The organism is Novosphingobium sediminis, from assembly GCF_007991615.1.
In the GTDB taxonomy this organism is placed as follows: Bacteria; Pseudomonadota; Alphaproteobacteria; order Sphingomonadales; family Sphingomonadaceae; genus Novosphingobium; species Novosphingobium sediminis.
In genome coordinates, this window is sequence record NZ_BJYR01000018.1 from 49,072 (window position 1) to 72,473 (window position 23,402).

At 64.7% G+C, this 23,402-nt stretch carries 25 protein-coding genes; 13 read left to right on the forward strand and 12 right to left on the reverse strand.

Translation table 11 applies throughout. The annotated features are described in order from the left end of the window. Nucleotides 1-37 precede the first annotated feature (37 nt). Genes NSE01_RS13490 through NSE01_RS13510 form a run of 6 tightly spaced genes read right to left on the reverse strand, consistent with a single transcriptional unit; the run spans nt 38 to nt 4,549 of the window. The gene (locus NSE01_RS13490) at nt 38-526 is read right to left on the reverse strand and encodes a DUF3237 domain-containing protein (protein ID WP_147160165.1); all 489 of its coding nucleotides are present in this window, start codon (nt 524-526) and stop codon (nt 38-40) included. Next, nucleotides 523-1,605: an NAD(P)H-dependent flavin oxidoreductase gene (locus NSE01_RS13495; RefSeq protein WP_147160166.1), complete on the reverse strand. Its 1,083-nt coding sequence runs from the start codon at nt 1,603-1,605 to the stop codon at nt 523-525. The genes NSE01_RS13490 and NSE01_RS13495 overlap by 4 nt, the downstream gene beginning before the upstream one ends. A 34-nt stretch (nt 1,606-1,639) precedes the next feature. Further along, nucleotides 1,640-1,777 (reverse strand): hypothetical protein, encoded by a 138-nt coding sequence (locus NSE01_RS21330; RefSeq protein ID WP_170233842.1) that lies wholly within the window; start codon nt 1,775-1,777, stop codon nt 1,640-1,642. Next, nucleotides 1,758-2,792: a 4-hydroxy-2-oxovalerate aldolase gene (gene dmpG, locus NSE01_RS13500; RefSeq protein WP_147160167.1), complete on the reverse strand. Its 1,035-nt coding sequence runs from the start codon at nt 2,790-2,792 to the stop codon at nt 1,758-1,760. The genes NSE01_RS21330 and dmpG overlap by 20 nt, the downstream gene beginning before the upstream one ends. Continuing rightward, complete coding sequence (locus tag NSE01_RS13505) at nt 2,789-3,604, reverse strand: 2-keto-4-pentenoate hydratase (RefSeq protein WP_147160168.1); 816 nt, start codon at nt 3,602-3,604, stop codon at nt 2,789-2,791. Before NSE01_RS13505 ends, dmpG begins: the two co-directional genes overlap by 4 nt. 6 nt (nt 3,605-3,610) lie before the next feature. Further along, on the reverse strand, nt 3,611-4,549 hold the full coding sequence (locus NSE01_RS13510; RefSeq protein ID WP_147160169.1) for an acetaldehyde dehydrogenase (acetylating): 939 nt from the start codon (nt 4,547-4,549) through the stop codon (nt 3,611-3,613). Between the two features lie 120 nt (nt 4,550-4,669). Between NSE01_RS13510 and NSE01_RS13515 the strand changes: the two genes are divergently transcribed. Further along, complete coding sequence (locus NSE01_RS13515; RefSeq protein WP_147160170.1) at nt 4,670-5,470, forward strand: IclR family transcriptional regulator; 801 nt, start codon at nt 4,670-4,672, stop codon at nt 5,468-5,470. 11 nt (nt 5,471-5,481) lie between these two features. Here the strand turns inward: NSE01_RS13515 and NSE01_RS13520 are convergent, their stop codons facing one another. The 4 genes from NSE01_RS13520 to NSE01_RS13535 are packed head-to-tail and all read right to left on the reverse strand — an operon-like array spanning nt 5,482 to nt 9,405. Then, nucleotides 5,482-6,312 (reverse strand): alpha/beta fold hydrolase, encoded by an 831-nt coding sequence (locus tag NSE01_RS13520; RefSeq protein WP_147160171.1) that lies wholly within the window; start codon nt 6,310-6,312, stop codon nt 5,482-5,484. Between the two features lie 5 nt (nt 6,313-6,317). Further along, nucleotides 6,318-7,109: a fumarylacetoacetate hydrolase family protein gene (locus tag NSE01_RS13525; protein ID WP_147160172.1), complete on the reverse strand. Its 792-nt coding sequence runs from the start codon at nt 7,107-7,109 to the stop codon at nt 6,318-6,320. Further along, nucleotides 7,106-7,912 carry a 2-oxopent-4-enoate hydratase gene (gene dmpE / locus NSE01_RS13530; protein ID WP_147160173.1) on the reverse strand — a complete coding sequence of 269 codons (807 nt, stop codon included), beginning with the start codon at nt 7,910-7,912 and terminating at the stop codon, nt 7,106-7,108. Before dmpE ends, NSE01_RS13525 begins: the two co-directional genes overlap by 4 nt. Nucleotides 7,913-7,914: 2 nt before the next feature. Further along, nucleotides 7,915-9,405: a 2-hydroxymuconic semialdehyde dehydrogenase gene (locus NSE01_RS13535; protein WP_147160174.1), complete on the reverse strand. Its 1,491-nt coding sequence runs from the start codon at nt 9,403-9,405 to the stop codon at nt 7,915-7,917. 156 nt (nt 9,406-9,561) lie between these two features. Here NSE01_RS13535 and NSE01_RS13540 point away from each other — a divergent pair, with 156 nt between their 5' ends. Beyond that, a complete protein-coding gene (locus NSE01_RS13540; protein ID WP_147160175.1) occupies nt 9,562-10,305 on the forward strand; it encodes a GntR family transcriptional regulator in 744 nt (247 codons plus the stop codon). On the opposite strand, the gene NSE01_RS13545 is transcribed toward NSE01_RS13540, so the two are convergent. Beyond that, the gene (locus NSE01_RS13545; protein WP_147160176.1) at nt 10,278-11,993 is read right to left on the reverse strand and encodes a sigma-54-dependent Fis family transcriptional regulator; all 1,716 of its coding nucleotides are present in this window, start codon (nt 11,991-11,993) and stop codon (nt 10,278-10,280) included. The two genes, NSE01_RS13540 and NSE01_RS13545, sit on opposite strands and share 28 nt — an antisense overlap. A 255-nt stretch (nt 11,994-12,248) precedes the next feature. Here NSE01_RS13545 and NSE01_RS13550 point away from each other — a divergent pair, with 255 nt between their 5' ends. From NSE01_RS13550 to NSE01_RS13590, 9 genes are all read left to right on the forward strand, one after another. Beyond that, nucleotides 12,249-12,575: a phenol hydroxylase subunit gene (locus NSE01_RS13550; protein ID WP_147160177.1), complete on the forward strand. Its 327-nt coding sequence runs from the start codon at nt 12,249-12,251 to the stop codon at nt 12,573-12,575. A 21-nt stretch (nt 12,576-12,596) separates the two neighbouring features. Continuing rightward, nucleotides 12,597-13,604 (forward strand): ferritin family protein, encoded by a 1,008-nt coding sequence (locus NSE01_RS13555; protein ID WP_147160178.1) that lies wholly within the window; start codon nt 12,597-12,599, stop codon nt 13,602-13,604. A gap of 5 nt (nt 13,605-13,609) precedes the next feature. Beyond that, a complete protein-coding gene (locus NSE01_RS13560; protein ID WP_147160179.1) occupies nt 13,610-13,882 on the forward strand; it encodes an MmoB/DmpM family protein in 273 nt (90 codons plus the stop codon). A gap of 11 nt (nt 13,883-13,893) precedes the next feature. Then, nucleotides 13,894-15,444, forward strand: coding sequence for an aromatic/alkene/methane monooxygenase hydroxylase/oxygenase subunit alpha (locus NSE01_RS13565; protein ID WP_147160180.1), 1,551 nt, complete (start codon nt 13,894-13,896; stop codon nt 15,442-15,444). Between the two features lie 10 nt (nt 15,445-15,454). Next, nucleotides 15,455-15,814, forward strand: a complete 360-nt coding sequence (locus NSE01_RS13570; RefSeq protein WP_147160181.1) for a phenol hydroxylase subunit P4 — start codon at nt 15,455-15,457, stop codon at nt 15,812-15,814. 4 nt (nt 15,815-15,818) lie between these two features. After that, a complete protein-coding gene (locus NSE01_RS13575; protein ID WP_147160182.1) occupies nt 15,819-16,883 on the forward strand; it encodes an NADH:ubiquinone reductase (Na(+)-transporting) subunit F in 1,065 nt (354 codons plus the stop codon). A 9-nt stretch (nt 16,884-16,892) separates the two neighbouring features. Further along, the gene (locus NSE01_RS13580; RefSeq protein WP_147160183.1) at nt 16,893-17,231 is read left to right on the forward strand and encodes a 2Fe-2S iron-sulfur cluster binding domain-containing protein; all 339 of its coding nucleotides are present in this window, start codon (nt 16,893-16,895) and stop codon (nt 17,229-17,231) included. Between the two features lies 1 nt (nt 17,232). Then, nucleotides 17,233-18,162 (forward strand): catechol 2,3-dioxygenase, encoded by a 930-nt coding sequence (locus NSE01_RS13585; protein ID WP_147160184.1) that lies wholly within the window; start codon nt 17,233-17,235, stop codon nt 18,160-18,162. Between the two features lie 91 nt (nt 18,163-18,253). Further along, complete coding sequence (locus tag NSE01_RS13590; RefSeq protein WP_147160185.1) at nt 18,254-18,679, forward strand: GlcG/HbpS family heme-binding protein; 426 nt, start codon at nt 18,254-18,256, stop codon at nt 18,677-18,679. On the opposite strand, the gene NSE01_RS13595 is transcribed toward NSE01_RS13590, so the two are convergent. Continuing rightward, complete coding sequence (locus NSE01_RS13595; RefSeq protein ID WP_147160186.1) at nt 18,676-19,593, reverse strand: LysR family transcriptional regulator; 918 nt, start codon at nt 19,591-19,593, stop codon at nt 18,676-18,678. The two genes, NSE01_RS13590 and NSE01_RS13595, sit on opposite strands and share 4 nt — an antisense overlap. A 152-nt stretch (nt 19,594-19,745) precedes the next feature. Here NSE01_RS13595 and NSE01_RS13600 point away from each other — a divergent pair, with 152 nt between their 5' ends. Together NSE01_RS13600 and NSE01_RS13605 are read left to right on the forward strand one after the other, a co-directional pair. Further along, a complete protein-coding gene (locus NSE01_RS13600) occupies nt 19,746-22,385 on the forward strand; it encodes a TonB-dependent receptor (protein ID WP_147160187.1) in 2,640 nt (879 codons plus the stop codon). A gap of 58 nt (nt 22,386-22,443) precedes the next feature. Further along, entirely contained in the window at nt 22,444-23,373 is a 930-nt protein-coding gene (locus NSE01_RS13605; protein ID WP_147160188.1) for a catechol 2,3-dioxygenase, read from the forward strand. The last annotated feature ends 29 nt before the right edge of the window (nt 23,374-23,402 follow it).

A 23,402-nucleotide genomic window follows, 5' to 3' on the forward strand; every position in this document is an offset into this window, starting at 1 on the left:
CCTTGCCGGCGGCTGGTAGTGGATGGCCGGAAGAGGGTCAGCAGAGTTCGTGAAGGCTGTAGATCGGCCCTGCTGGCAGCCGGTGGCCGATCCCGATGGCGATCATCCGGTTCAGCCAGTCGTGTTGCGGGGCGGACGTGGCAAAGCGCGCGGTGGTGCGAAAATAGTATTCCGCCGGGTCGACGGGTTCGCCGCGCGAGAGCCTTGCGAGCACGTCCGGTGGTCCGCTGCGGATGCCCTCGTAAGTCATGCCGATCACGGCGCCGTCTGCTGCGGCAAGCACGATGCGGGCGTCGAGCAGGACGGTGCCGTCGGCCCGGAGCGTCTGCCAGTCGGCGCCGCCGGGAAGCACTGTGCCGGAAAGCCGTTCGCCGGCAAAGCGGCCGCCCGCGATGGTGCCGACACGCTGGTCTGCGCCGCCGGGAGCACCCACCGCGTGGATGGGGGCGACGCCGAGTTCCATCACGAACAGCGGACGGGTCCGCAGCGGCCCAAGCGTTTCCAGCGCGGTTTCGAACGCGATCATGCGGGGGCCTTCTCGCCGAGTGCCTGCGCCAGTTCGGAAGCCAGCGTGCGCACCAGTTCGGCTGCGGGCATGGCGCGTGCCAGCGGCGCGCCTTGCCCGGCCCAGTGCGCGCCATAGCCATGCTCGCCCTGCGCCTTGGCAGCGGCATGGAGCGCTTTGCCGAGATCATAGGCAATCGGATAGGCCGGGATGGCTGCATCGTCGCAGCTGTCCTCCAGCGCGGCGAAGCGATTGGGCAGGATCCGCGCGGGGCGTCCGGAAACGATGCGGGTCATCGTGGTGCGCCGTCCGCCGCTGTTCGCCAGCGCGGCGCGGTAGCCGCTATCCGCAAGGCTTTCGTCGGTGATGAGGAAGGCGGTGCCGAGCTGCGCCGCCGAAGCGCCGAGCGCCAGCGCTGCGGCAATTCCCCTGCCGTCCATGATGCCGCCGGCCGCGATGACCGGGATATCGAACGCAGCCGCGATCAGCCGGACGAGCGCCACGGTGCCGAGCCGTTCATCCTGCGCATCGGGATCGAACAGGCCGCGATGGCCGCCTGCCTCCCAACCTTGCGCGACAACCGCATCGATACCGGCAGCGGCGATTGCGCCGGCTTCGGCAAGGTTTGTTGCGCAGGCCAGAAGGACTATGCCGGCCGCCTTGAGCGCTGCGATGGCGGCATCAGATGGCAGGCCGAAGTGAAAGCTCACGATGGCCGGGCGCTCCTCCAGCAGCATGGCCAGCATGGCATCATCGACGGTGAAGCTGCGGTAGATCTCGTGCAGCTCAGCCGGCGGCTTGGCGCCGTGCGCGGCGAAGAGCGAGGCAAACCGCTCGATCCATGCCGCCTGCTTTGCGGGATCGGCGGCGGCGGGCGCATGGCAGAACAAGTTGACGTTGAACGGAGCGGCCGTGCGGGCACGCACAGCCCGGATCATGCCGCGCGCCGTTTCAGCATCGCCTGCGCCAACCGCAATCGAGCCGAGCGCTCCTGCCGCCGAAACGGCCGCGGCCATCTCCGGCGAAGAGACCCCCGCCATGGGGGCCTGAATCAACGGCAGGTCGATGCCCAACAGCGAAAGAAGGCGGTTCCTGTGCATACGAGCGCTCCGTCACCGATGGCGGCACCCGCCATCAATGACCTGCGGGCCGCGCTGCGTCCACATGGATGATCTTGCCGATGCCCTCGCGCTGCTTGGGGGCTAGTGATCCCGCCAGCCGCCGGATCAGAAACGCAGCGGCGCTGCGGTGGTTATCCGCGGTCTCGTACAAGATCGAGCGCCACATCGACGATCATGTCTTCCTGCCCGCCGACCATCTTGCGGCGGCCGAGTTCGACGAGGATCGTGCGGGTATCGAGACCGTAGGTTTCGGCAGCCTTTTCGGCGTGGCGCAGGAAGCTGGAGTAGACCCCGGCATAACCCAGCGCGAGGGTTTCGCGGTCGACGCGGACGGGGCGGTCCTGCAGCGGGCGGACGAGGTCTTCGGCGGCGTCCATCAATGCCATGACATCGCAGCCGTGGTTCCAGCCCTTGCGGTCTGCAGCCGCGATGAAGACTTCGAGCGGGGCATTGCCTGCCCCTGCGCCCATGCCGGCAAGGCTGGCATCGATGCGCACCGCGCCGCACTGGGCGGCCACGAGCGAGTTGGCGACACCGAGCGAGAGGTTGTGATGCGCATGCATGCCGCGCTGCGTCTCGGGCTTCAGCACCCGGTCATAGGCTTCGAGCCGCGCGCGAACGCCGTCCATGTCGAGCGCGCCGCCACTATCGGTGACGTAGACGCAGTGGGCGCCATAGCTTTCCATGAGCAGGGCCTGGCCCGCGAGCGCCTCGGGCTCGATCATGTGGCTCATCATCAGGAAGCCCGAGACGTCCATGCCAAGATCGCGGGCAATGCCGATGTGCTGCCTCGAAACATCGGCCTCGGTGCAATGCGTGGCGACGCGCACCGAGCGCACGCCGAGATCATAGGCGCGGCGCAGTTCCTCGACCGTGCCGACGCCGGGCAGGATCAGCGTAGTCAGCACGCTGTGTTCGAGCACTTCGGCGACGGCTTCGAGCCATTCCCAATCGGTGTGCGCGCCAAAGCCGTAGTTGAAGCTGGCGCCGGAGAGCCCGTCGCCGTGCGCGACCTCGATCGCGTCCACACCGGCCTTGTCGAGCGCTCTGGCGATCGCGGCGACATGATCCACGCCGTACATGTGCTTGATGGCGTGCATGCCATCGCGCAGGGTGACGTCCTGAATGTAGAGCTTGTCACCCGCTTCGACGTTGAATGTGCTCATGGTGCGATCTCCGAGAATTGTGCGGCAACCTCGCCGAGGCCGCCAAAAGATGCCGAAAAGCGTGCGCCCGGCGCTGCTGGATGGGCGCGGGTCAATCCGCCCGTCATGACAATGTCCCCGGCGCGCAGGCCTGCGCCGATTGCGGCGAGCGCGTTGGCCAGCCACGCGAGCGCGCGGATGGGATCGCCCATCGCGTCGCGGCCAAGGCCCGTACCCACGACCACCCCGTCGCACGAAAGCTCGACCGAGACCGCGCAGAGGTCTGGCGCAGCGTCCGCCGGGACCGGCGTGCCGAGCACGACCCTGGCCGCCGAGCTGTTGTCGGCGATGTTGTCTGGGGCGGTGAATTCATAGCTGACATAGCGCGTGTCGACGATCTCGAGCGATGGCATCACGGCTTGCACCGCGCCCCATGCTTCAGCGCGGCTCACCTCCGGTCCCTTGAGGTCGCGGCCCAGCAGGAGCGCAATCTCCGGCTCGACCCGGGGATGGATCAACTGCCCGGAGCGGAGCCATCCGCGGCGCGTGACGGACGCCGCGAACAGGCGCCCGTAGTTGGGATGGTCGATCCCCATCTGCTCGCGCATGGCAGCGCTGGTGTAACCGAGCTTGTAGCCGACCAGCGGTGAGCGGCGCCGGGCCGCGCGCAGATCGGCGATCGCGTAGGCTTCACCGGTTGTCAGGTCGGCAATTGAACGGCTGAGCGGAGCGATCGGCGCACGGCTTGCCTCTGCCCTCGCCAGCGTATCGGCGGCCTTGCGCAGCAGCGCGCTGCGTGTTGGCGCTTCAGACAGGGATCCGCTCGAGGGCACGGGCGATCAGGCCAGCGCGCCGGCCATGCGCCGCGCGGCGAGCAGTTCGCCGGTGGCCTTGGCGGCAGCGGTCATGATGTCGAGGTTGCCGGAGTAGCTCGGCAGGTAATCGCCCGCGCCTTCGACTTCGAGCATGATCATCGACTTGATGCCGCTGAACTCGCCCTGGCCGGGGATCTTCAGTTTGCTGTTGTCCCCGAAGCGCTCGAACTGCACTTCCTGCTTGAGGCGGTAGCCCGGTACGTACTTCTGAACTTCGGCCACCATTGCGGCAACTGACTGGCGGATTGCCGCTTCATCGCCACCTTCGGAGAGGGTGAACACGGTATCGCGCATGATCATCGGCGGTTCGGCGGGGTTGAGGATGATGATCGCCTTGCCGCGCGTCGCGCCGCCGACTTCTTCGATGGCGCGGGCGGTGGTGCGGGTGAACTCGTCGATATTGGCGCGCGTGCCGGGGCCGGCAGAACGCGAGGAAACCGAGGCGACGATTTCGGCATAGTGCACCTTGGCGACGCGGCTGACGGCGGCGACCATCGGGATCGTCGCTTGCCCGCCGCAGGTTACCATGTTGACGTTGGACGCGCCGAGGTTCGCTTCCATGTTGACCGGCGGCACGATGAACGGCCCGACGGCGGCAGGCGTGAGGTCCACCACCTGGATGCCGTCCGCGCGCAGGGCTTCGTCATGCACCTTGTGGGCGTAGGCGCTGGTCGCGTCGAAGGCGATGCCGATCTCCTTGTAGAGCGGGTGCTTCTGCAGCCCTTCCAGCCCCTCGTGCGTGGTCGCGATGCCGTGCTCGCGCGCCATGGCGAGACCTTCGGAAGCCTCGTCTATCCCCACCACGATGGCGAGCTCCATGTTCTGGGGGTACTTGATCATCTTCATCATCAGATCGGTGCCGATATTGCCCGAACCGATGATCGCCGCCTTCACCTTGTCCACCGGACATCTCCTGCTGCGACCGCAACAATGGGGGCCGCCTGATCGCTGCCATCTTCTCCCGTCTCGAGGAGATTTCAACGCCCGTGGTGCGCGGAGTTCCCACATTGTGGAAGTTATGGCATGGAAAAGTACGATGGGACGATCGCCATGACCGGTGCGCAGCTGACCGAGAAAACACTCGATGTCCTCGATGTCTTTGCGGGGCAGACAAGTGTGTCGCTCGCCTGGATTCAGGAGGCTTGCGGCCTTCCGCTGACGACCGCCCATCGCATCGTTCAGGCCCTGATCCGGCGCGGCTATGTCGTGCGGTCGGGCCGCGGACAGTATCAGCTGGGCCCGGCTGTGCTCGCCTTGTCCGCCGGAGTTTCGCGGCTTGGCCTGCTATCGGTTGCTGCGCGGCCCATCCTTGCCGCCATGTCGCGAAAGCTGCGCGCACATGCGCATCTGGGCGTGTGGGAAGAGGGCATGGTGACCTATCTGGTAAAGCAGCCCTTCGGCAAGACGCGCATCCACTCCGCCGAAGGGATGCAATTGGAGGCCTATTGCTCGGCGCTGGGCAAGGTGCTGCTCGCCGGGATGGCCGAGGATCAATGCACGGCCTATCTGGCGGAAGGCGGCTTCGTGCCGCTGACATCCAAGACGATCACGGAGCCCGCTGACCTGCGCCACGAGATCGACGCTGTGCGCGAAAAGGGGTGGGCAAGCGACGACGAAGAGAGCGCGCCGGGTCTCTATTGCCTTGCCGTGCCGGTGAAGGATCAGGGTGGCGCGGTGATCGCCGCCATATCCGTCAGCAGGTCCATCCGCCGCCATCGCGCGGCGGACGATGCGGCGGTGCTCGCGGCGTTGCAGCAGGCTGCGCAATCGCTATCAGCAGCCTCGCCCTCATGCGGATGGGGGGTGCGCCCGGTGCTGGCCTGACCCGGATCGGCTCAGGCCGGGTCGTTCTCCGAGAGAAAGCTGCGTACCAGCCGATTGAAGGCGGCGGCATGTTCAATCTGCGTCCAATGGCCGCAGCGGCCGAACATGTGGAGCTCGCTGTCGTCGATCCACCGGTTCAGTGTGATCGAGGTGTCCGGCGGTATAACCTTGTCGTCGCGGCCATGGACGATCAGCGTGCGCTGGCGGATGGCGCGAATGTGGGTTTCGGCGTGGGCCATGGCATCGACCCAGCGCTGGCGCGGAGCGGGGAACATCCGGGCGTAGGCTTCCTGCACGCCGGGACGGATCGAGGCCTCATAACGGATGCGCGCCAGATCGGTATCGGCAAGGCCCTGGTTCCACGCGAAAATGCGCAGCAGTGCGGCCATGTTTTCGACACCCGGCGTATAACCCCAGACCGCATCAAGCCCGGGGGTGAGCTCGAACGGAACGCCGACGCTGCCCATCAGTACGAGTTTGTCGACGCGTTCGGGGCAGGCGATGGCGAGGGCAAGCGCCATCGATCCGCCGAAGCTGTTACCGATCACATGCGCCTTTTCGATGCCGAGGCCGTCGAGGAACGCGATCAGCTGGTCCAGCCACGCTGCGCGGGTGTGTTGCCAGCCCTCCGGCACGGGGGAATAGCCGAAGCCCGCCATATCCGGCGCTAGGCAGCGGAATTCGCTTTCGAGTGCGCCGATCGTCAGGCGCCAGTTGGCCCATGCCGAGACGCCGGGGCCGCTGCCGTGGATCAGCAGAACAGGCGCGCCGGTGCCGCGATCATGGTAGTTGGTCTGGATGGGGCCGGTCTGGATCGAGCGGCCGATTTCGGGGTTGTCCATGGCCGTTACGTGAAGCTGACCGCAAGCTCGCCAAGGCCCTGAATCGCGAGGTCGACGCGGTCCCCTGCTTTCACCGCCACGGCGGCGGAAGCCCCACCCGTGAGGATCAGCGCGCCTGCCGGAATTTCGCGGCCAGACCGCGCGATCAGGTTGGCGAGCAGCGCGACCGGCAGCGCCGGGTGGCCAAGCACGGCAGAGCCCGCGACGGTCGAGACGATCCCGGCATTGAGCCGCATCACGATGCCGCAGTGCGCAAGGTCCATGCCCGGCACGTAGGGCACTGGTTCGCCCAGCACCCAGCCTGCGGCCGAGGTGTTGTCCGCGATCACGCTCTTGAGATCGAAGTTGAAGTTCTCGTAGCGGCTGTCGATCACCTCGAGCGCGACCATGACTTCACCGATGGCGGCAAGCACTTCGCCGACATGGCAGCCAGGTCCGCGCAAGGGCCGCTTGAGGCGCACGGCGATCTCCGCCTCGACCCGCGGATGGATGAAGGTGGAGGCCGCCACTTTGCCGCCATTGGCGATCCGGCCATGAGGCTGGAGGAAGCCGAACACCGGCTCGTTCACGCCCATCTGCACCATCTTGGCGCGTGAGGTGAGGCCAGCCTTGAACAGCAGCGAGCAATCCTGCCCGCGCGCCTCGACCCGCGCCTTCAGCGCGTCCTGAATGGCGTAGGCGTCCTGCCAGTCCATTTCGGGGAATTCGTTGGTGAGTTTGGCGATGGGCTGCCGGTTGAGCGCGGCTGCATCGACGCGTTCGGCCAGCAGGGCGATCTGGGTTTCAGAGAGGCTCATGCGCGGGCTCCCGAGCAGACGAGGTTGACGCTGCCGATGCCGCCGATGGTCATCGACAGCACATCGCCGGGGGCGAGCGGCACGAGTGCGGAGAGTGCGCCGGAAAGTATGATCTCGCCCGCCTTGAGCGGAATGCCAAGCGCACCCATCGTGTTGGCGAGCCATGCGACGGCATTGGCCGGATGGCCGAGCGCAGCGGCACCGGCGCCTGTTCCGACGATTTCGCCATTCTTGACGAGGGTCATGCCGACGAGGCCCAGATCGAGCTGGCGCGGATCGGCAATCGCCGCGCCCACCACCAGCATCCCGCACGAGGCGTTGTCGGCCACGGTATCCTGAATGCTGATCTTCCAGTCGCGGATGCGGGAATCGACGATCTCGAAGCAGGGCAGGACATATTCGGTCGCTGCAATCACCTGCTCCGCCGTCACGCCGGGGCCGACGAGATCGTCCTTGAGGAGGAACGCGATCTCGCCCTCGGCGCGCGGTGCGATCAGCGCGTCCATCGGCAGGGGCTCGCCCTCGGCAAGGTTCATCGAGGCGAGGAGATGGCCGAAATCGGGTTGGCGGACATCGAGCATGTCCATCACCGCCTGGCTCGTCACGCCGATCTTCTTGCCGATCACGCGCTCGCCGGGAAGCGCGAGGCGCCGTTCGATCATGCGCAACTGGATGCGGTAGGCATCCTCGATGGCCATGTCGGGATAGGTTTCGGTGAGCGGGGCGATGGCCGTCCGGCTCTCCAGCGCAGCGAACAAAGCATCGCCAAGGCTGGCGACGGTTTCGGCAGGAAGCGCGGCCATGGTCACAGCTTCACGCAGACGTTGCGAAGTTCGGTGTAGAACTCGAGGCTGTGGACGCCGCCTTCGCGGCCGATGCCGGACTGCTTGGCGCCGCCGAATGCGGTGCGCAGATCGCGCAGGAACCAGCTGTTGATCCAGCACACGCCGACTTCCAGCGCCGCGCCGAGGCGGTGCGCGGTGCCGAGATCGCGGGTCCAGACCGAAGCGGCGAGGCCATATTCGGTGGCATTGGCACGCGCGATCACTTCTTCTTCGGTGTCGAACGGGGCGATGTGGCAGCAGGGGCCGAAGATCTCCTCATTGACCACGCGTGCGTCGTCGCCGAGGCCGGTCCAGATCGTCGGCTCGATCCACCAGCCGCCTTTGAGGTGGTCGGGCATGGCAGGGACGCCGCCGCCGGTGACCTGCACGGCTCCTTCCTCGCGGGCGAGCGCGTAGTAGCTCAGTACCTTGGCCTGATGGGTGCGCGAATTGAGCGGGCCGAAATCGGCGCCGCCCTCGCCCGGGCGGCCGGGCTTCAGCGCTTCGGCCACGGCCTTCATCCGGGCGACGACTTCATCGAACACCGGGCGCTGGACATAGACCTTCTCGGTGCCGAGGCAGACTTGACCGGTGTTCTGGAAGCACGAGCGGGCGAGCCCGGCGATTGTCGCATCAAGGTCGGCGTCCGCAAATACGATGGCGCTGTTCTTGCCGCCCATCTCAAACGAGACAGGGCGTACACCCTTGGCCGCAGCACGCATGATCGCCTCGCCGGTCGAGGTTTCGCCGGTGAAGGTGATGCCGTCGACGCCGGGATGCTCGGTCAGCCACTGGCCCGCCGCATCGGCGCCGTGGCCGTGGACGACGTTGAATACGCCTTCGGGCAGGCCGACTTCGGCCATGACTTCAGCGAGCAGGTTGGCGCAGGAGGGGGTTTCCTCTGATGGCTTGAGCACCACGGTGTTGCCGCAGGCGAGCGCCGGGCCGAGCTTCCACGTGGTGAGCAGCAGCGGCACGTTCCACGGACTGATGACTGCGATCACGCCGCGCGGCACGCGCAGCGCATAGTTCACGGCTGTCCCGCCATCGGGCGTGTCCATTGTGAACGTCTCGTTCGGCACATTGGCGAAGAGATCGGCGAAGATCTGGAAGTTGGCGGCTCCGCGCGGCACGTCGACATGCTCGGCAAAGTGGATCGGCATGCCGGTGTCGCGCGTTTCGGCTTCGACGAAATCCTTGAAGCGTTCGTTGATGCGGCGGGCGATGGCATGGAGCATCTCGATCCGCTGGGCCGACTTCATGCGGCCCCACGGGCCTTTGAGGGCCGCGCGTGCAGCAAGGACAGCGCGGTCCACTTCGCCCTTGCCGCTGGCGCAGACGCTGCCGATCACCTCACCAGTGGTCGGGTCGATATTGTCGAAGCGGCTGTCCGTCGCGACCCATTCGTCGGCAATGAAGTTTGGCAGCAGGCGCGAGGCGCGCGCTTCGTCGAGTTTCACGATCTGACCCATGAGAGTTTCTCCACGCCGGGAATCTGCCGCGAGGGGCAGCGGAATACGGCGCAAGGTAACGGCATAGAATCTCGTCTACAAGTCATAATCTCGAGATTTTATCAAATTTACCACTTTCGCGTTGACGCTCGGCCGCTCGCGGTCGCAAGGAAAGGCATGCCCCATCCCTCTGATCTGGAGAGCGCCCGGACATCGGAAGCGGCTTCGCCGCGGACGCTGATCCAGGACGTTTATCAGCGCCTTCGGGCAGACATCATCAGCGGCGAACTGAAGCCCGGAACGCGGCTCAGGGCGGAGCATCTCAAGTCTATCTACAACGTCAGCGGCGCCACCATGCGCGAGGCGCTGGGCCTGCTCGTTTCCGATGCGCTCGTCATCGCGCGCGAGCAGCGCGGCTTCATCGTCGCGCCGGTCTCGCTCGAAGATCTCGCCGATATCACCGCGACGCGTGCCATGCTGGAGGCGCATGCGGTGCGTATGGCGATCCGCCAGGGCGACGACGAATGGGAAGCCGAGCTTTCAGGCGCGTTCCACCGCCTGTCGCGTGCCGAGGAGCGCCGCGCCGGTGCGACGGCGGACGATTACTGGGAAGCCTGCAACAAGAAGTTCCACGAAGCGCTGGTGGCCGGCTGCCAATCGCAGTGGACGCGGCATTTCCTCACGATCCTCTACCGCCAATCGGAGCGCTACCGCCGGATCGCGCGGTTCAACGCGCCGCCGGACCGCGACGTCCATGCCGAACATGTCGCGATCTACGAAGCGGCCATCGCGCGGGATGAGGAGCGTGCGGGCGAAGTGATCGAGCTGCACATCAACTCGACGCTCGACGTGTTGCGCGGGCTGGGTGAGGGCGTGCTTGCGGAGGAAGGCTATCAGCTCTCCCCGCGGATCCGGGCATAGCGATAGGCGAGCTGGGGCCGGGTGATTCCCAGCATGCGCGCGGCCTGCGAAAGATTGCCATTGGCCTGCGCGACGGCGCGCTGGATGAGATCGGCCTCGAACTCTTCAAGATTGAACTTGCCGCGCAGCAGCTTCTCGGTCTGCGTCGAGATCGCGGTGCTCTCGTCGGGCTCGGCATGGACCAGTGCTCCGGCTTCGGAGACGCGGAAGAACGAGGGCTGGTGCAGATCGGCGACGGAGAGCAGGTGGTGGGTGCGGATCATCCCGTCCGCCGGCGCCATGATGACCGCGCGTTCCATCATGGCTTCCATCTCGGCGATATTGCCGGGAAACTCGTGATTGAGCAGATAGCTGGCCGCATCCATGGTCAGGCCGCCGAGCGACTTGCCGTGGCGCGTGGCATGCAGTTCGACGAAATGACGGATGAGCATGGGCAGGTCCGCCTTGCGATCACGCAGCGGCGGCACCGCTACCGGGCAGACCGACAGCTTGTAGTAGAGATCCTGCCGAAACCGCCCCGAGCGCACGGCGGCGGCCAGTTCATCGTTGGCGCAGGCGATAACGCGGATATCGATGGCGCGGGGCTGGCCAGCACCGAGGCGGGCCATCTGCCCTTCGACCATCAGCTGGGCCAGCCGCGCCTGCAATTGCGGCGAGATCGCCTGAATGTCCTCGAGCAGCAAGGTGCCGCCGTTGATCCGCTCCAGCTTGCCGGGGCGCGCGGGATCGCTCGTGGTCCGTTCGCGGCCGAACAGGTCGAGCGCCAGTTCCTCGCTATCCTGACGCGCGCAATTGACGACCAGCAGCGGGCGCGCGGACCGTCCGCTCAGGCGGTGGATCATCTGGCCAATCGACTTCTTGCCCACGCCGGGTTCGCCCAGCACGAGCACGGGGGCATTGGTTGCGGCGATCTGGCGGACGGTGCTGATCATCGCGACAAAGGCCGGGCTTTCGCCGACCAGCCCTTCTTCCTGCCATAGAGGGGCCTCGCCGACGCTGCTGCGGCCTATGCGCTCTCCCAGCCATGTGTCACGCAGATCAAAGCCGATGTCGGCGTCCAAATGTTCGCCGCCGAGCCCTTCGTCTTCCCACAAGGCGGCGGGCTTGCCGACGATGCGGCAATGCGGTGCCCCCATCGCGCGGCATTCGACCTCGCGGTAGATGATTGGCTGACCCATGAACGCGCTCGAATAGGCGGAGGCATAGCCGTTGAGCATCCAGCAGCTTGGCTCGCCGCCGATCCCGAACGCGGCGATCTGGGCATCGGCTTCCGCCGAGTAGCGCCAGATATATTCGCCGATGTGAAAGCCGGTTTCGGCGTCGAGTTCCACGCTCACGGCCTCCGGCACGACCATGCCTTCGATGGCATGGAGGCGAGGGCCCGCGTTGAAAGCCTCGATGGGGCCGGCATGCGGCATGGCGCGCCGCGCGATCGAGGCATCGAGCGTGCCTGAAACCTGGCCCACGCGGTAAAGCATCCGCCGCGCTGCTTCGATGCCAGCGGTTTCGATCAGTTCACGGCGCAAGCTGGAAAGGGCGGACAGGTGCAGCAGCACCATCCGTTCGCTCTCCAGCCAGATGTGCGCGTCGTCTGGGCTGAAGCGCAGCCGTCCAGACAACTGATCGATATCGACCCCGAACCATTCGGCAGCCTCACCCGGGGCATCCGGTGCGGGAGCGGCTTTCACCGGGGCTTGGCCACGTGCTGGTGCGGGTTGTTTCACTGGGCTGCCCTCGATCACGATTTCATCAACGGCTTGTATGCGATTTTGCTGAAATCATCAAATATCGGTGGCGGTCAGAGCCGATAACTACGGAATGGTTCCCCCGAGACCCGCAGTTTCTCGAGATTTTTTGATTTTTGCGGTTTCCTGACAGTTTGCTTTTGAACGAAACCGCGAATCGCTCGAAATTCCTGCTCAAGATAGAAACCGGAGAGAGCAATGGCGCGGCATGATGAGCTCGCCGGAGCGGCGAGCGCATGCGCAGCCGCGTCGGAGAAGCTTGATACCGAAGCGAAATATGTGCGCGTCACCGAACTGCGCGCCGATGGTTTCGTCGCCTTCGATTTCGCCATCGGTGAGCCTGAAATCTACGTCGAGATGCTGCTGCCACAGGCGGCCTTCGCGGATTTCTGCGCCGAGCATAATCCGATCCGCCTCGAAGCCGCGCCCTCTGCTGCGGACGACAACGACTTTCTCTGGCGCCTTGCCGATGCCGCGCGTGCCGCGGCGGGCGAGGGCGCCACACGCACCCATCCGACCGCATAACCCCATTCGGGAGAGGCCAAGATGCAACTCGATCTTCGCACCGTCACCATCAAGCCGCTGCGCCAGACGTTCAGCCACGTCGCGCGGCGCATCGGCGCCGACAAGGCGGCCTCGCGCTATCAGGAAGGCACGTTCGACCTGCAGGCGACGATGAACTTCCACTACCGGCCGCTGTGGGCGCCCGATTACGAAATCTTCGACGCGAGCCGCACCGCCATCGTCATGGCCGACTGGTACAAGCTGCTCGATCCGCGCCAGTACTACTATGGTTCCTACACGCTGGCCCGCGCCCGCATGCAGGAGGCGGCGGAGGCCGATTTCGCGCTGGTCGAGGATCGCGGTCTGGCAGACAGCCTGCCGCACGCGGTGCGCCGCCTCGCGATGGACCTCTACCTGCCGCTGCGCCACCTCGAATGGGGCGGCAACACCAACTGCATGTCGCTTGCGGCCTATGGCTTCGGCACGGCGTTCACCTCGCCCGCGCTGTTCCACGCGATGGACCACCTCGGCATGGCGCAGTACCTCACGCGCCTTGGCCTTGTGCTGGGTGACGAGGCGGAACTCACCGCTGCCAAGCAGGCGTGGGTGGCTGGGCCGGAATGGCAGGGGCTGCGCAAGTACATCGAAGACTGCTTCGTCATGCAGGACTGGTTCGAGCTGTTCACCGCGCACTGCGTGGTGCTCGATGGGCTGCTGTTCCCGCTGTTCTTCGGCGAGATCGACACGCACCTTGCAGCCCAAGGCGGCGGCGCCGTGCTCTCTATGCTGACCCGCTTCGAGGCTGAATGGTTCATCGACGCCACCAAGTGGACCAACGCCGTCATCAAGAACGCGGCCGGCGAAAGCGCCGCGAACAAGGCGCAGATCGAAAGCTGGATCGGCACCTACCTGCCGCTCGCGCAGGCCGCGCTCGAAGGCCCGGCCCGTAGCGCCTTCGGTGCCGAGGCGCCGGCGGTGATCGAGCAGCTTACCGAACAGTTCTCCGCCCGGCTTGCCAAGCTCGGCGTCAGCACCGCGCAGAAAGGCTGAACGCCATGGCCGACAACGTCTTCATCGCTTTCCAGACCAACGACGAAAGCCGCTCGATCATAGAGGCGATCCTTGCCGACAACCCCGGCGCGACGCTCGACGAGCAGCCCGCCATGGTTCGCGTCGTCTGCCCGGGCAGACTCACCATCAACCGCGAAAGCGTTGAGGAGCGCATGGGGCGGGACTTCGACCTGCAGGAACTCCAGCTCCACCTCATCACCCTGACCGGCAACATCGACGAGACCGACGACGCTTTCACGCTCGCCTGGCGCAACTGAGGATTTCTGCCATGGACATGCCCACCACCAAGAAGAAGCTCGGCATCAAGGAACGCTACGCGCTGATGACGCGCGGGCTAGATTGGGAAACCAGCTACCAGCCGATGGACAAGGTGTTTCCCTACGCGCAGTTCGAGGGGATCAAGATCCACGATTGGGACAAGTGGGAAGATCCCTTCCGCCTGACCATGGACGCCTACTGGAAGTACCAGGCCGAAAAGGAGCGCAAGCTCTACGCGATCCTCGATGCGTTCAACCAGAACAACGGCCACCTCGGCGTTACCGACGCGCGCTATGTCAACACGCTGAAGCTGTTCCTGAATGGCATTTCGCCGCTGGAATACATGGCGCATCGCGGCTTTGCCCATGTCGGCCGCCAGTTCCCCGGCGTCGGCCCGCGGGTGGCCTGCCAGATGCAGTCGCTGGACGAACTGCGCCACGCGCAGACGCAGATCCACTCGATGTCGAACTACAACAAGTACTACAACGGCCTGCACTCGCCGACCGAGATGATCCAGAAGGTCTGGTACATGTCGGTCCCGCGCTCGTTCTTCGACGATGCCTACACCGCCGGTCCGTTCGAGTTCATGGTCGCGATCGGGTTCAGCTTCGAATACGTGCTGACCAACCTGCTGTTCGTGCCGTTCGTTTCGGGCGCGGCCTATAACGGCGACATGGGCGCGATGACCTTTGGCTTCTCCGCGCAATCGGACGAAGCGCGGCACATGACGCTGGGCCTCGAGTGCATCCGTTTCATGCTGGAACAGGATCCGGACAATATCCCGATCGTCCAGAAGTGGATCGACAAGTGGACCTGGCGCGGCATCCGCGTGCTCACGCTCGTCGCCATGATGATGGACTACATGCTGCCGAAGAAGGTGATGAGCTGGAAGGAAGCCTGGGAGATCTACTTCGAGGAGAACGCCGGCGCGCTGTTCAACGATCTGGCCCGCTACGGCATCAAGATGCCCGAATGCGCCAAGCAGGCGTTCATCGACAAGGACCACATCTCGCACCAGGCCTGGGCGACGTTCTACCAGTACTCGGGCATCTCGAACTTCCACTCATGGCTGCCGAGCGAAGAGGACAAGGACTGGCTCTCGGCCAAGTACCCCGACACGTTCGACAAGTACTATCGCCCCCGGTTCGAGCACTGGGAAGCGGAAGCGAAGGAAGGCCGGCGGTTCTACAACACCACCCTGCCGCAGCTGTGCCAGGTGTGCCAGATCCCGATGATCTTCACCGAACCCGATGATCCGACGCAGATCTGCTATCGCGAGAGCGATTTTGGCGGCGAAAAATATCACTTCTGCTCGGATCACTGCAAACACATCTTCGACGACGAGCCGGAGAAGTATGTGCAGGCGTGGATGCCAGCGCAGCAGATCTATCAGGGCAACTGCTTCCCCGAAGGCGCCGATCCCACCGCACCCGACTTCAACGCGGTCGAGGAAGTTCTGAAATATTACAACATCCACAACGGCCGCGACAACATGGACTACGTCGGCAGCGAGGATGAAAAGAACTTCGCCGAATGGCGGCAAACCAGCACGAAGAACTGAGGGGGCGACCATGGCTGTCAATGCACTCAAGGACTATCCGCTGCGCGTTATGGATGGGGTCGACAAGTACCGCGGGGACTGGCTCATCAACGTGGGCTGGGACCAGCACCTGATGTTCTGCGCGCCGTTCATGTGGCCGCTGCCGCCCGCGATGCGGTTCGGTGATCTGGTCGAAAAGATCATGCCCGCCTCGTTCGGGGCGCACCCGGATTTTGCCAGGATCGACTGGTCGAAGGTCGAATGGCTCAAGTCGGGCAAGCCGTGGACCCCGGATTTCGAGAAGAGCATCGAAGAGAACGGGCTCTATCACAAGGACAGCCTGCGGTTCCGCACGCCGGGCCTCAATGGCATCAAGGGCTCGGGCAGCTGAGGCGATGGGCTACGACCTGACCATCGAACCGCTCGGCCAGACGATCACGCTCGAGGATGGCCAGACCATCCTCGACGCGTCGTTGCGCGCCGGGATCTACCTGCCGCACGCCTGCGGGCATGGTCTTTGCGCCACCTGCAAGGTCCAGATCCTCGACGGCGAGGTCGAGCATGGCGAGGCTTCGACCTTCGCGCTGATGGATTTCGAGCGGGAGGAGGGCAAGACGCTCGCCTGCTGCGCGATCCCGCAGAGCGATGTGACGATCGAGGCCGACATCGATGTCGAGCCCGATGCGCGGAACATCGCGGTGCAGGATTTCGCCGGGACGGTCAGCCGGATCGAGGCGTTGACGCCGACGATCAAGGCGGTCTTCGTCAAGCTGGACGGGGGCCGGGCGATGGAGTTCCAGTCAGGCCAATACGTCAACCTGCATATCCCCGGCCATCCCGAACTGACCCGGCCGTTCTCGATCGCCAATGCGCCGCAGGTGGATGGCGAGATCGAGCTGAACATCCGCATCGTCCCCGGCGGCGCGGCGACCACTTACATCCACGAGAGTCTGAAGGCTGGCGACGAAGTTACCGTCGCGGGGCCCTATGGCCGCTTCTTCTTGCGCACCTCGCGCGCCACGCCCTATCTGTTCCTTGCGGGCGGATCGGGCCTCTCCAGCCCGCGCTCGATGATCCACGATCTGCTCGCCGAGGGCTGCACCCAGCCGATCACGCTCGTCTACGGTGCGCGCAATCGCGGTGAGCTTTATTATCACGATGAATTCGTCGCTCTTGCCGAGGCGCACGACACGTTCACCTACGTGCCTGCTCTGAGCGACGAGCCTGCCGACAGCGCGTGGAGCGGTGCCCGCGCCTTCGTACACGAGGCGGCGCGCGATCACTTCGGCAACGATTTCCGCGGCCATACCGCCTATCTCTGCGGGCCTCCGCTGATGATCGAATCCGCGATCTCCACGCTCATGCAGGGCCGCCTGTTCGAGCGGGACATCTTCATCGAGAAGTTCATCTCGGCCGCTGACGCGAACCAGGTGCGCTCCCCCTTCTTCAAGAAGTTCTAGAGCGCGGGCATGACCAGCCACACCGTCTGCTTTGTCGAGACCGGCGAGACGCTCGCCTGCACCGACGACCGTAGCCTGCTCGCTTCGATGGAGCGGTTGGGGCGCAAGGGCATTCCGGTGGGCTGCCGCAACGGCGGGTGCGGCGTGTGCAAGGTGCGCGTAATCGCGGGCACCTGCGAACGCCGTGTGATGAGCCGGGCGCATGTCAGCCATGATGAGGAGCGTGACGGCTACGCGCTCGCCTGCCGGATCACCCCCAGCAGCGATCTGGCGGTGCAGGTGGTGGGCAAGATGATCCGCGCATTTCCGGAAAGAACCGGCGCAAACGCCGAGAAAACAGGAGAGTGATATGGCAATGACTGGCGTTCTGCGCCCCGGGCATGCGTGCATCCGGGTGCTGGACATGAAGGAAGCGACGCACTTCTATGGCGAAGTGCTGGGGCTGATCGAAACCGGCCGCGATTCCTTCGGGCGCGTCTATTACCGCGCGTGGGACGAGATCGAGCACAACAGCATCATCCTGCGCGAGGCGGACAGCGCCGGCATGGATTTCATGGGCTTCAAGGTCGATTCCGAAGCATCGCTCGACCGGCTTGAGGCCGATGTGCGCGCTTATGGCATTCCGACCGAGCGCATTCCTGCGGGCGATCTGCTCCAGACCGGCGAGCGGGTCCGCTTCCAGATACCCAGCGGCCATCAGATCGAACTCTACGCCGAGAAGGCCAGGCTCTCGACCCCGCAATCCGGCAACAATCCTCCGCCATGGAACCCCGAGGCCGAACGCGGCATCGCGCCGATCCGGTTCGATCACGCGCTGCTCTATGGTCCGGATATCGAGAAGGTGCAGGACCTGTTCGTCAACGTGCTCGGCTTCCACACCAGCGAACAGATCATGCTCGAGGACGGCAAGACCCAGCTGGCGATCTTCATGGCCTGTTCTTCCAAGGCGCACGATATTGCCTTCGTTCGCCACGAGGAGCCGGCGAAGCTTCACCATGTCTCGTTCTATATGGAAAGCTGGGAGAAAGTCCTGCGCGCAGCCGATCTCATGTCGATGCACAAGATCTCGATCGACATGGGGCCGACGCGCCACGGCGTGACGCGCGGCACGACGATTTATGCGTTCGATCCTTCGGGCAACCGCTTCGAGACCTTCGCCGGGGTCCAGTCATCCTATCCCGATCACGAAACGCTGACCTGGACCTGGGACGAGGTTGGCACGGCGGTCTATTACCACGATCGCCAGCTCAATCCGGCATTCCTTGGCGTGGTGACCTGAAGCGATCCGTGGCCCTGCAAGGAGGGGCCATTGCCAAGGTAGAGGGGGGCGAGCAATCGTCCCCCTCATTCATTCGGGAAAGGGAAATGCCATGCCGATCACTGTTGTCCGCGCATCCATCGGCAGCGCGGGTTCGACTGCGCTGCTGCGCGCTGCCGAGGCGGCAGCGGATGCATTCGGGGCGGCCGTCGCCATCGCTGTGGTCGACGAATCCGGCGTGCTCAAGGGCTTCAGCCGCATGGACGGCGCGCCGCTGCTCAGCAATGACATCGCGCGCGACAAGGCGGTGACGGCAGCCTCGTTCGGTGTCGCCACACACCTCTGGTACGACCGGATCAAGGATGAGCCCGCGCTGGTCCACGGCCTGAGCAAGGCAGCGGGCTTCACCCTGCTCGGCGGCGGTGTGCCGATTGTTCAGGACGGGGCGGTGGTCGGCGCGATCGGCGTCAGCGGCGGCAGCGCGGAGGAGGATCTCGCGATTGCCGAAGCCGCGCTGAAGGCGCTGGATGCAGCTTAGGGCCGCGGTCCGACCACTTCGCGCACCGTCTTGAGGAACTCGCCGAGCAGGATCGATTCCTCCGAAGCGCGGTAGATCATGCAAAGGTCGAATTCCGCCCCGCCGGTCTCTTCCAGCGGGATGTAGGATACCCCGGGCAGCCGCAGGTTCTGTGCCGAGGATACGCCCACCGTCAGCCCCACGCCGCTCGATACGAACGAGACGGCGGTGACCACATCGTCGACATTCTGGACCACCTTGGGTTCGAACCCGGCCTGGTGGAACTGGCGGTAGAGGTAATTGCCGAAGCCGCCCGGCGCATTTGTGCGCGGGTAGAGGATCAGTGGTTCGCCGGCGAGGTCCTCCAGCCGCACCGATGTGCGTGAGGCGAGCGGATGGTGGCGCGGGACGACCGCGATCATCGGCTCGTGGACGATGGGCTCCCACAAGAGATCGGGATGATCCTGAAAGAAGCGGTTGAAGCCGACCATGATGCGCCGCTCGTGCAGGGCCTTGACTTGCGTGGCGCGGTCCATGTTGTGCAGGTTCACCTCGACGAGCGGAAAGCGCTCGCGGAAGGCGGCGACGATCCTTGGCACGATGTCGAACACCGCCGAACCGAACACGCCGACGTCGAGTCGCCCGAGCTGCCCTATGCCGATGAGCCGCGCATTCGTGCACGCGGTCTCCAGCAGGTTGAGGATGTTGCGGGCTTCCACGCACAATGCGGCGCCCGCAGCGGTGGGTTCGATCCCTTTTGCGCGGCGCACAAGAAGCGGGGCGCCGACGATCGTCTCAAGCTGCTGAATCTGGCGGGTAAGCGGGGGCTGCGAGATGTTCAGCTCTTCTGCTGCACTGCGGAAACTGCCGTTGCGGACGATCGCTTCGAGATAGCGCAGATGACGAATATCGACCTGGCTGGCAAAGCGGCTCATGGCAATCTCTCGTTACCCAAACGGTATCGCTTGGTGCCAAAAATGGTATTGGAAGGCAATCCTCCGCGTTGATACCCCCCGCTCAATTCGCGAACCTGCAAGACGGCACCCATCAACCGCCGATCTGCGACGCGAACGGAGCGGAGGGGTATATGTCTGACAAGAAGAAGTTTCTCGGCTATCTGATGGCGTCGTGCGCGCTGCTTTCGGCGGCGCCGGCAATTGCACAGGAAGCCGCAGCCGAAGCCGCGACAGAAACGCAGTCCGGTGGCATTCAGGAAATCATCGTTACCGCGCAGAAGCGTGCTGAAAGCGCGCAGACGGTGCCGATCGCGATTTCGGTGTTTTCGGGTGCTTCGCTGCAGGAACGCGCCGTCGCAAACGTCAGCCAGCTGACCGCCGTTGCCCCCAACGTCAACTTCGACAACGGCGTTGCCTTCACCGGTTCGACCGCGGTGCTCGCCGCCTCGATCCGCGGCATCGGTTCCTCGGACTTCGCCTTCAACATCGATCCGGGCGTGGGCGTCTATGTCGATGGCATCTATCTCGCCCGCTCGGTCGGCGCGAACCAGGACCTGCTCGATACTGGCCGCATCGAAGTGCTCAAGGGCCCGCAGGGCACGCTTTTCGGGCGGAACACCATCGGCGGCGCCGTCTCCATCGTGACGCGCGATCCGGCCAAGGAGTTCCGGGTTCAGGGTGATGTCACCGTCGGCCGCTTCAACAGCTTCGAAGGGCGCGGCGCGATCGACATTCCGCTCGCCGAAGGGCTGACCTCGCTCGTCACCTTCGACGTGCGCCACAGCAACGGCTATTCGCGCCGCATTCCCTTCCCCAGCGCGCTGGTTGCCAATTCGGCGCCCTACACCGTGCTGCCTTCGGTGGGCTATGAAGCGCCCTCGATGGAAGGCGGCGCGACCAACAGCTCGCTGCGCGGCAAGGTCAAGTATGATGGCGGCAATTTCCGCGCGACCTTGAGCGGTGACTACCAGTACTCGACCGGCACCGCGGCCTATTCGCTGCTCGGCGTGCTCAATGATCCTGCCGCCACCGGCAATCCGAACTTCGCGTTCCTCTACAACACCTGCCGTGCGGCGCCCGAAGGCGTGCTGGGCGCGATCGGGTTGATGAACTTCTGCAGCACCTTCGGGACGCAGTATCCGTCGAACCGCCGCGGCGAGATCACGAACATCAACATCGTCAACTACACGCCCGGCATCAACACCTCGCCGGACGCGAGCCGCCACGAACTGCTCTATACCAACCAGTTCATCACCGGTAATCCCGACACCACCTACGCCACCGGCAACAACTTCTCGCGCCTGCGCAACTTCGGCTTCACGCTGAATGCGGAGCTCGATATCGCGCCGAACATCCTGCTCAAGTCGATCACCGGCTATCGCAACAGCAAGTGGCTCTCGGGTCTCGATGCTGACGGTTCGCCGCTCAACATCCTCCACCCCAGCTTCGATCAGCGCCAGCATCAGCTCAGCCAGGAATTCCAGCTGGTCGGCAGCGGGCTCAACGATCGCCTGAAGTTCGTCGTCGGCGCCTATTTCTTCAACGAGAAGGGTTCGCTGCTCGATCTCGTCTCGTTCGCACAGGGCGCGGTGCAGATCGATGGGCCGAACTGGTTCAACACCACCAACTTCGCCGGCTTCACCCAGTTCGATTTCAAGGTGAACGATCTGATCAGCCTGACCGTTGGTGGCCGCTACACGCATGAGAACAAGGAGTTCGAAGGCGGGCAGCAGGAAATGAACGGCGTGTTCTACAAGCTGGTCGGCTCGGTCGCCTTCGCCGGCACGCCGCTTGCCGATCCGGCGCTGGGCAACGTCTGCGCCGACACCAAGGGCAATGTGTACCCCAACGCGGTGCTGCCGGGCTTTGGCGGCGCGACCTGCATGCAGGTGCTGGGCTATCCCACTCAGGGCAATTCCAACCCGCTCCGGGTCTATGCGCCGGGGATCAACAAGAAGAAGTTCAACAACTTCGCGCCCAAGTTCGGCATCCAGCTGCACCCGGCGGACGATGTCATGGTCTACGGTTCGTACTCGGCCGGCTACAAGACCGGTGGTTGGACGACGCGCTACACCACACCGCAGACGGTGGTTTCCGGCTTCGATCCGGAGAAGGCCTACACCTTCGAGGCCGGCGTCAAATCGACCCTGCTGAACCGCCGCCTGCAGCTGAACCTCGCGGCCTTCACCACGCGGTACAAGGGCATCCAGCTCAACTATCAGGTGGGCACCTCGCCGACGATCGCCAACGTGGGTGACGCGCGGATCAGCGGTGTCGAGTTCGAAATGATCGCCAAGCCTGCGCAGGCCCTCACGATCAACGCCTCGCTCGGCTACACCGACGCGCACTACACCTACCTCGATCCGGCGGTGCAGGTGACCAGCGCGGCCAACAGCTTCCAGCTGGGTGCGACGGTCGGCGGCGATCTGCCCAAGACCCCGCACTGGAAGATCAACCTTTCGCCGCGGCTCGACCTGCCTTTGGGTTCGGACGGTGCGAAAGTCTCGCTGCTCGCGGACTACACCTACACCTCGAAGCAGCGGAACAACGTTGAAGGCACGATCGTGATGAACCGCGGCGCGACCAGTGTCGTCAACGCGAGCCTGATCTACACCGCGCCGCAGGACCGCTACACGCTGACCGTTGGCGGCACGAATATCACCAACGCGCGTTACATCGTGGCCGGTTCGTCGATCCCGGCTTCGGGCGTGATCGCTGGTTCGTTCAGCCGTCCGGCCGAATGGTACGTCCGCGCCGGCTTCAAGTTCTGAAACCCCCCGGGCGTCCGGGAACTCCCCGGGCGCCCACCAATTTTGAAAGGGACGAACGATGGCTCTCGAAGGGGTGATGCGTCCGGGGCATGCGCAGATCCGCGTGCTCGAACTGGATGCCGCAGTCCATTTCTACCGCGATGTTCTCGGCCTTGTTGAAACCGGCCGGGATGCATCGGGCCGGGTCTATTTCAAGTGCTGGGACGAGCGCGATCACCACAGCATCGTGCTGCGCGAGGCTGAGAGCGCCGGGATCGATTTCCTCGGCTTCAAGGTCCGCGACGATGCGACGCTCGACCGGTTCGAGGCGAAGCTCGCTGAAGCAGGCATTGCCACGACGAGCCTTCCGGCTGGCGATCTGCTCGAAACCGGCCGCCGGGTGCGCTTCACGCTGCCCTCCGGCCACGAGATCGAGCTTTATGCCACCAAGACCTCGGTCGGCAACGGCATGCCCATGGTCAATCCTGCGCCGTGGAACGAGCAGAGCGAGACCGGCATCGCCCCTGTGCGCTTCGATCACGCGCTGCTCTATGGGCCCAATATCGCCGACGTGAAGCGCATCTTCGTCGACATCCTCGGCTTCTACCTCGTCGAGCGGGTGCTTGGCCCCGATGGCGAGACAGAGACCGCGCTGTGGCTTTCGTGCGGCCAGAAGGTCCACGACATCGCCTTCGTGGAACACCCGGAGCCGGGCAAGCTGCACCACTGCTCGTTCCTGATGGACAGCTGGGAGAAGGTGCTGCGCGCTGGCGACATCATGTCGAAGAACGAGATCTCGGTCGATATCGGGCCAACGCGCCACGGCATCACGCGCGGCTGCACGATCTATGCCTGGGATCCTTCGGGCAACCGTTTCGAGACGTTCCAGGGCGGGTACTACCCTTATCCGGACTACGAGACGATCACCTGGACCTGGGACGCGTTCCCGCAGGGCCTCGATTACCCGCAGCGCAAGCTGCACGAGAGCTTCCTCTCGATCGTGACCTGACTGCCTGCTGCAACCCGACCGCTTTCCCC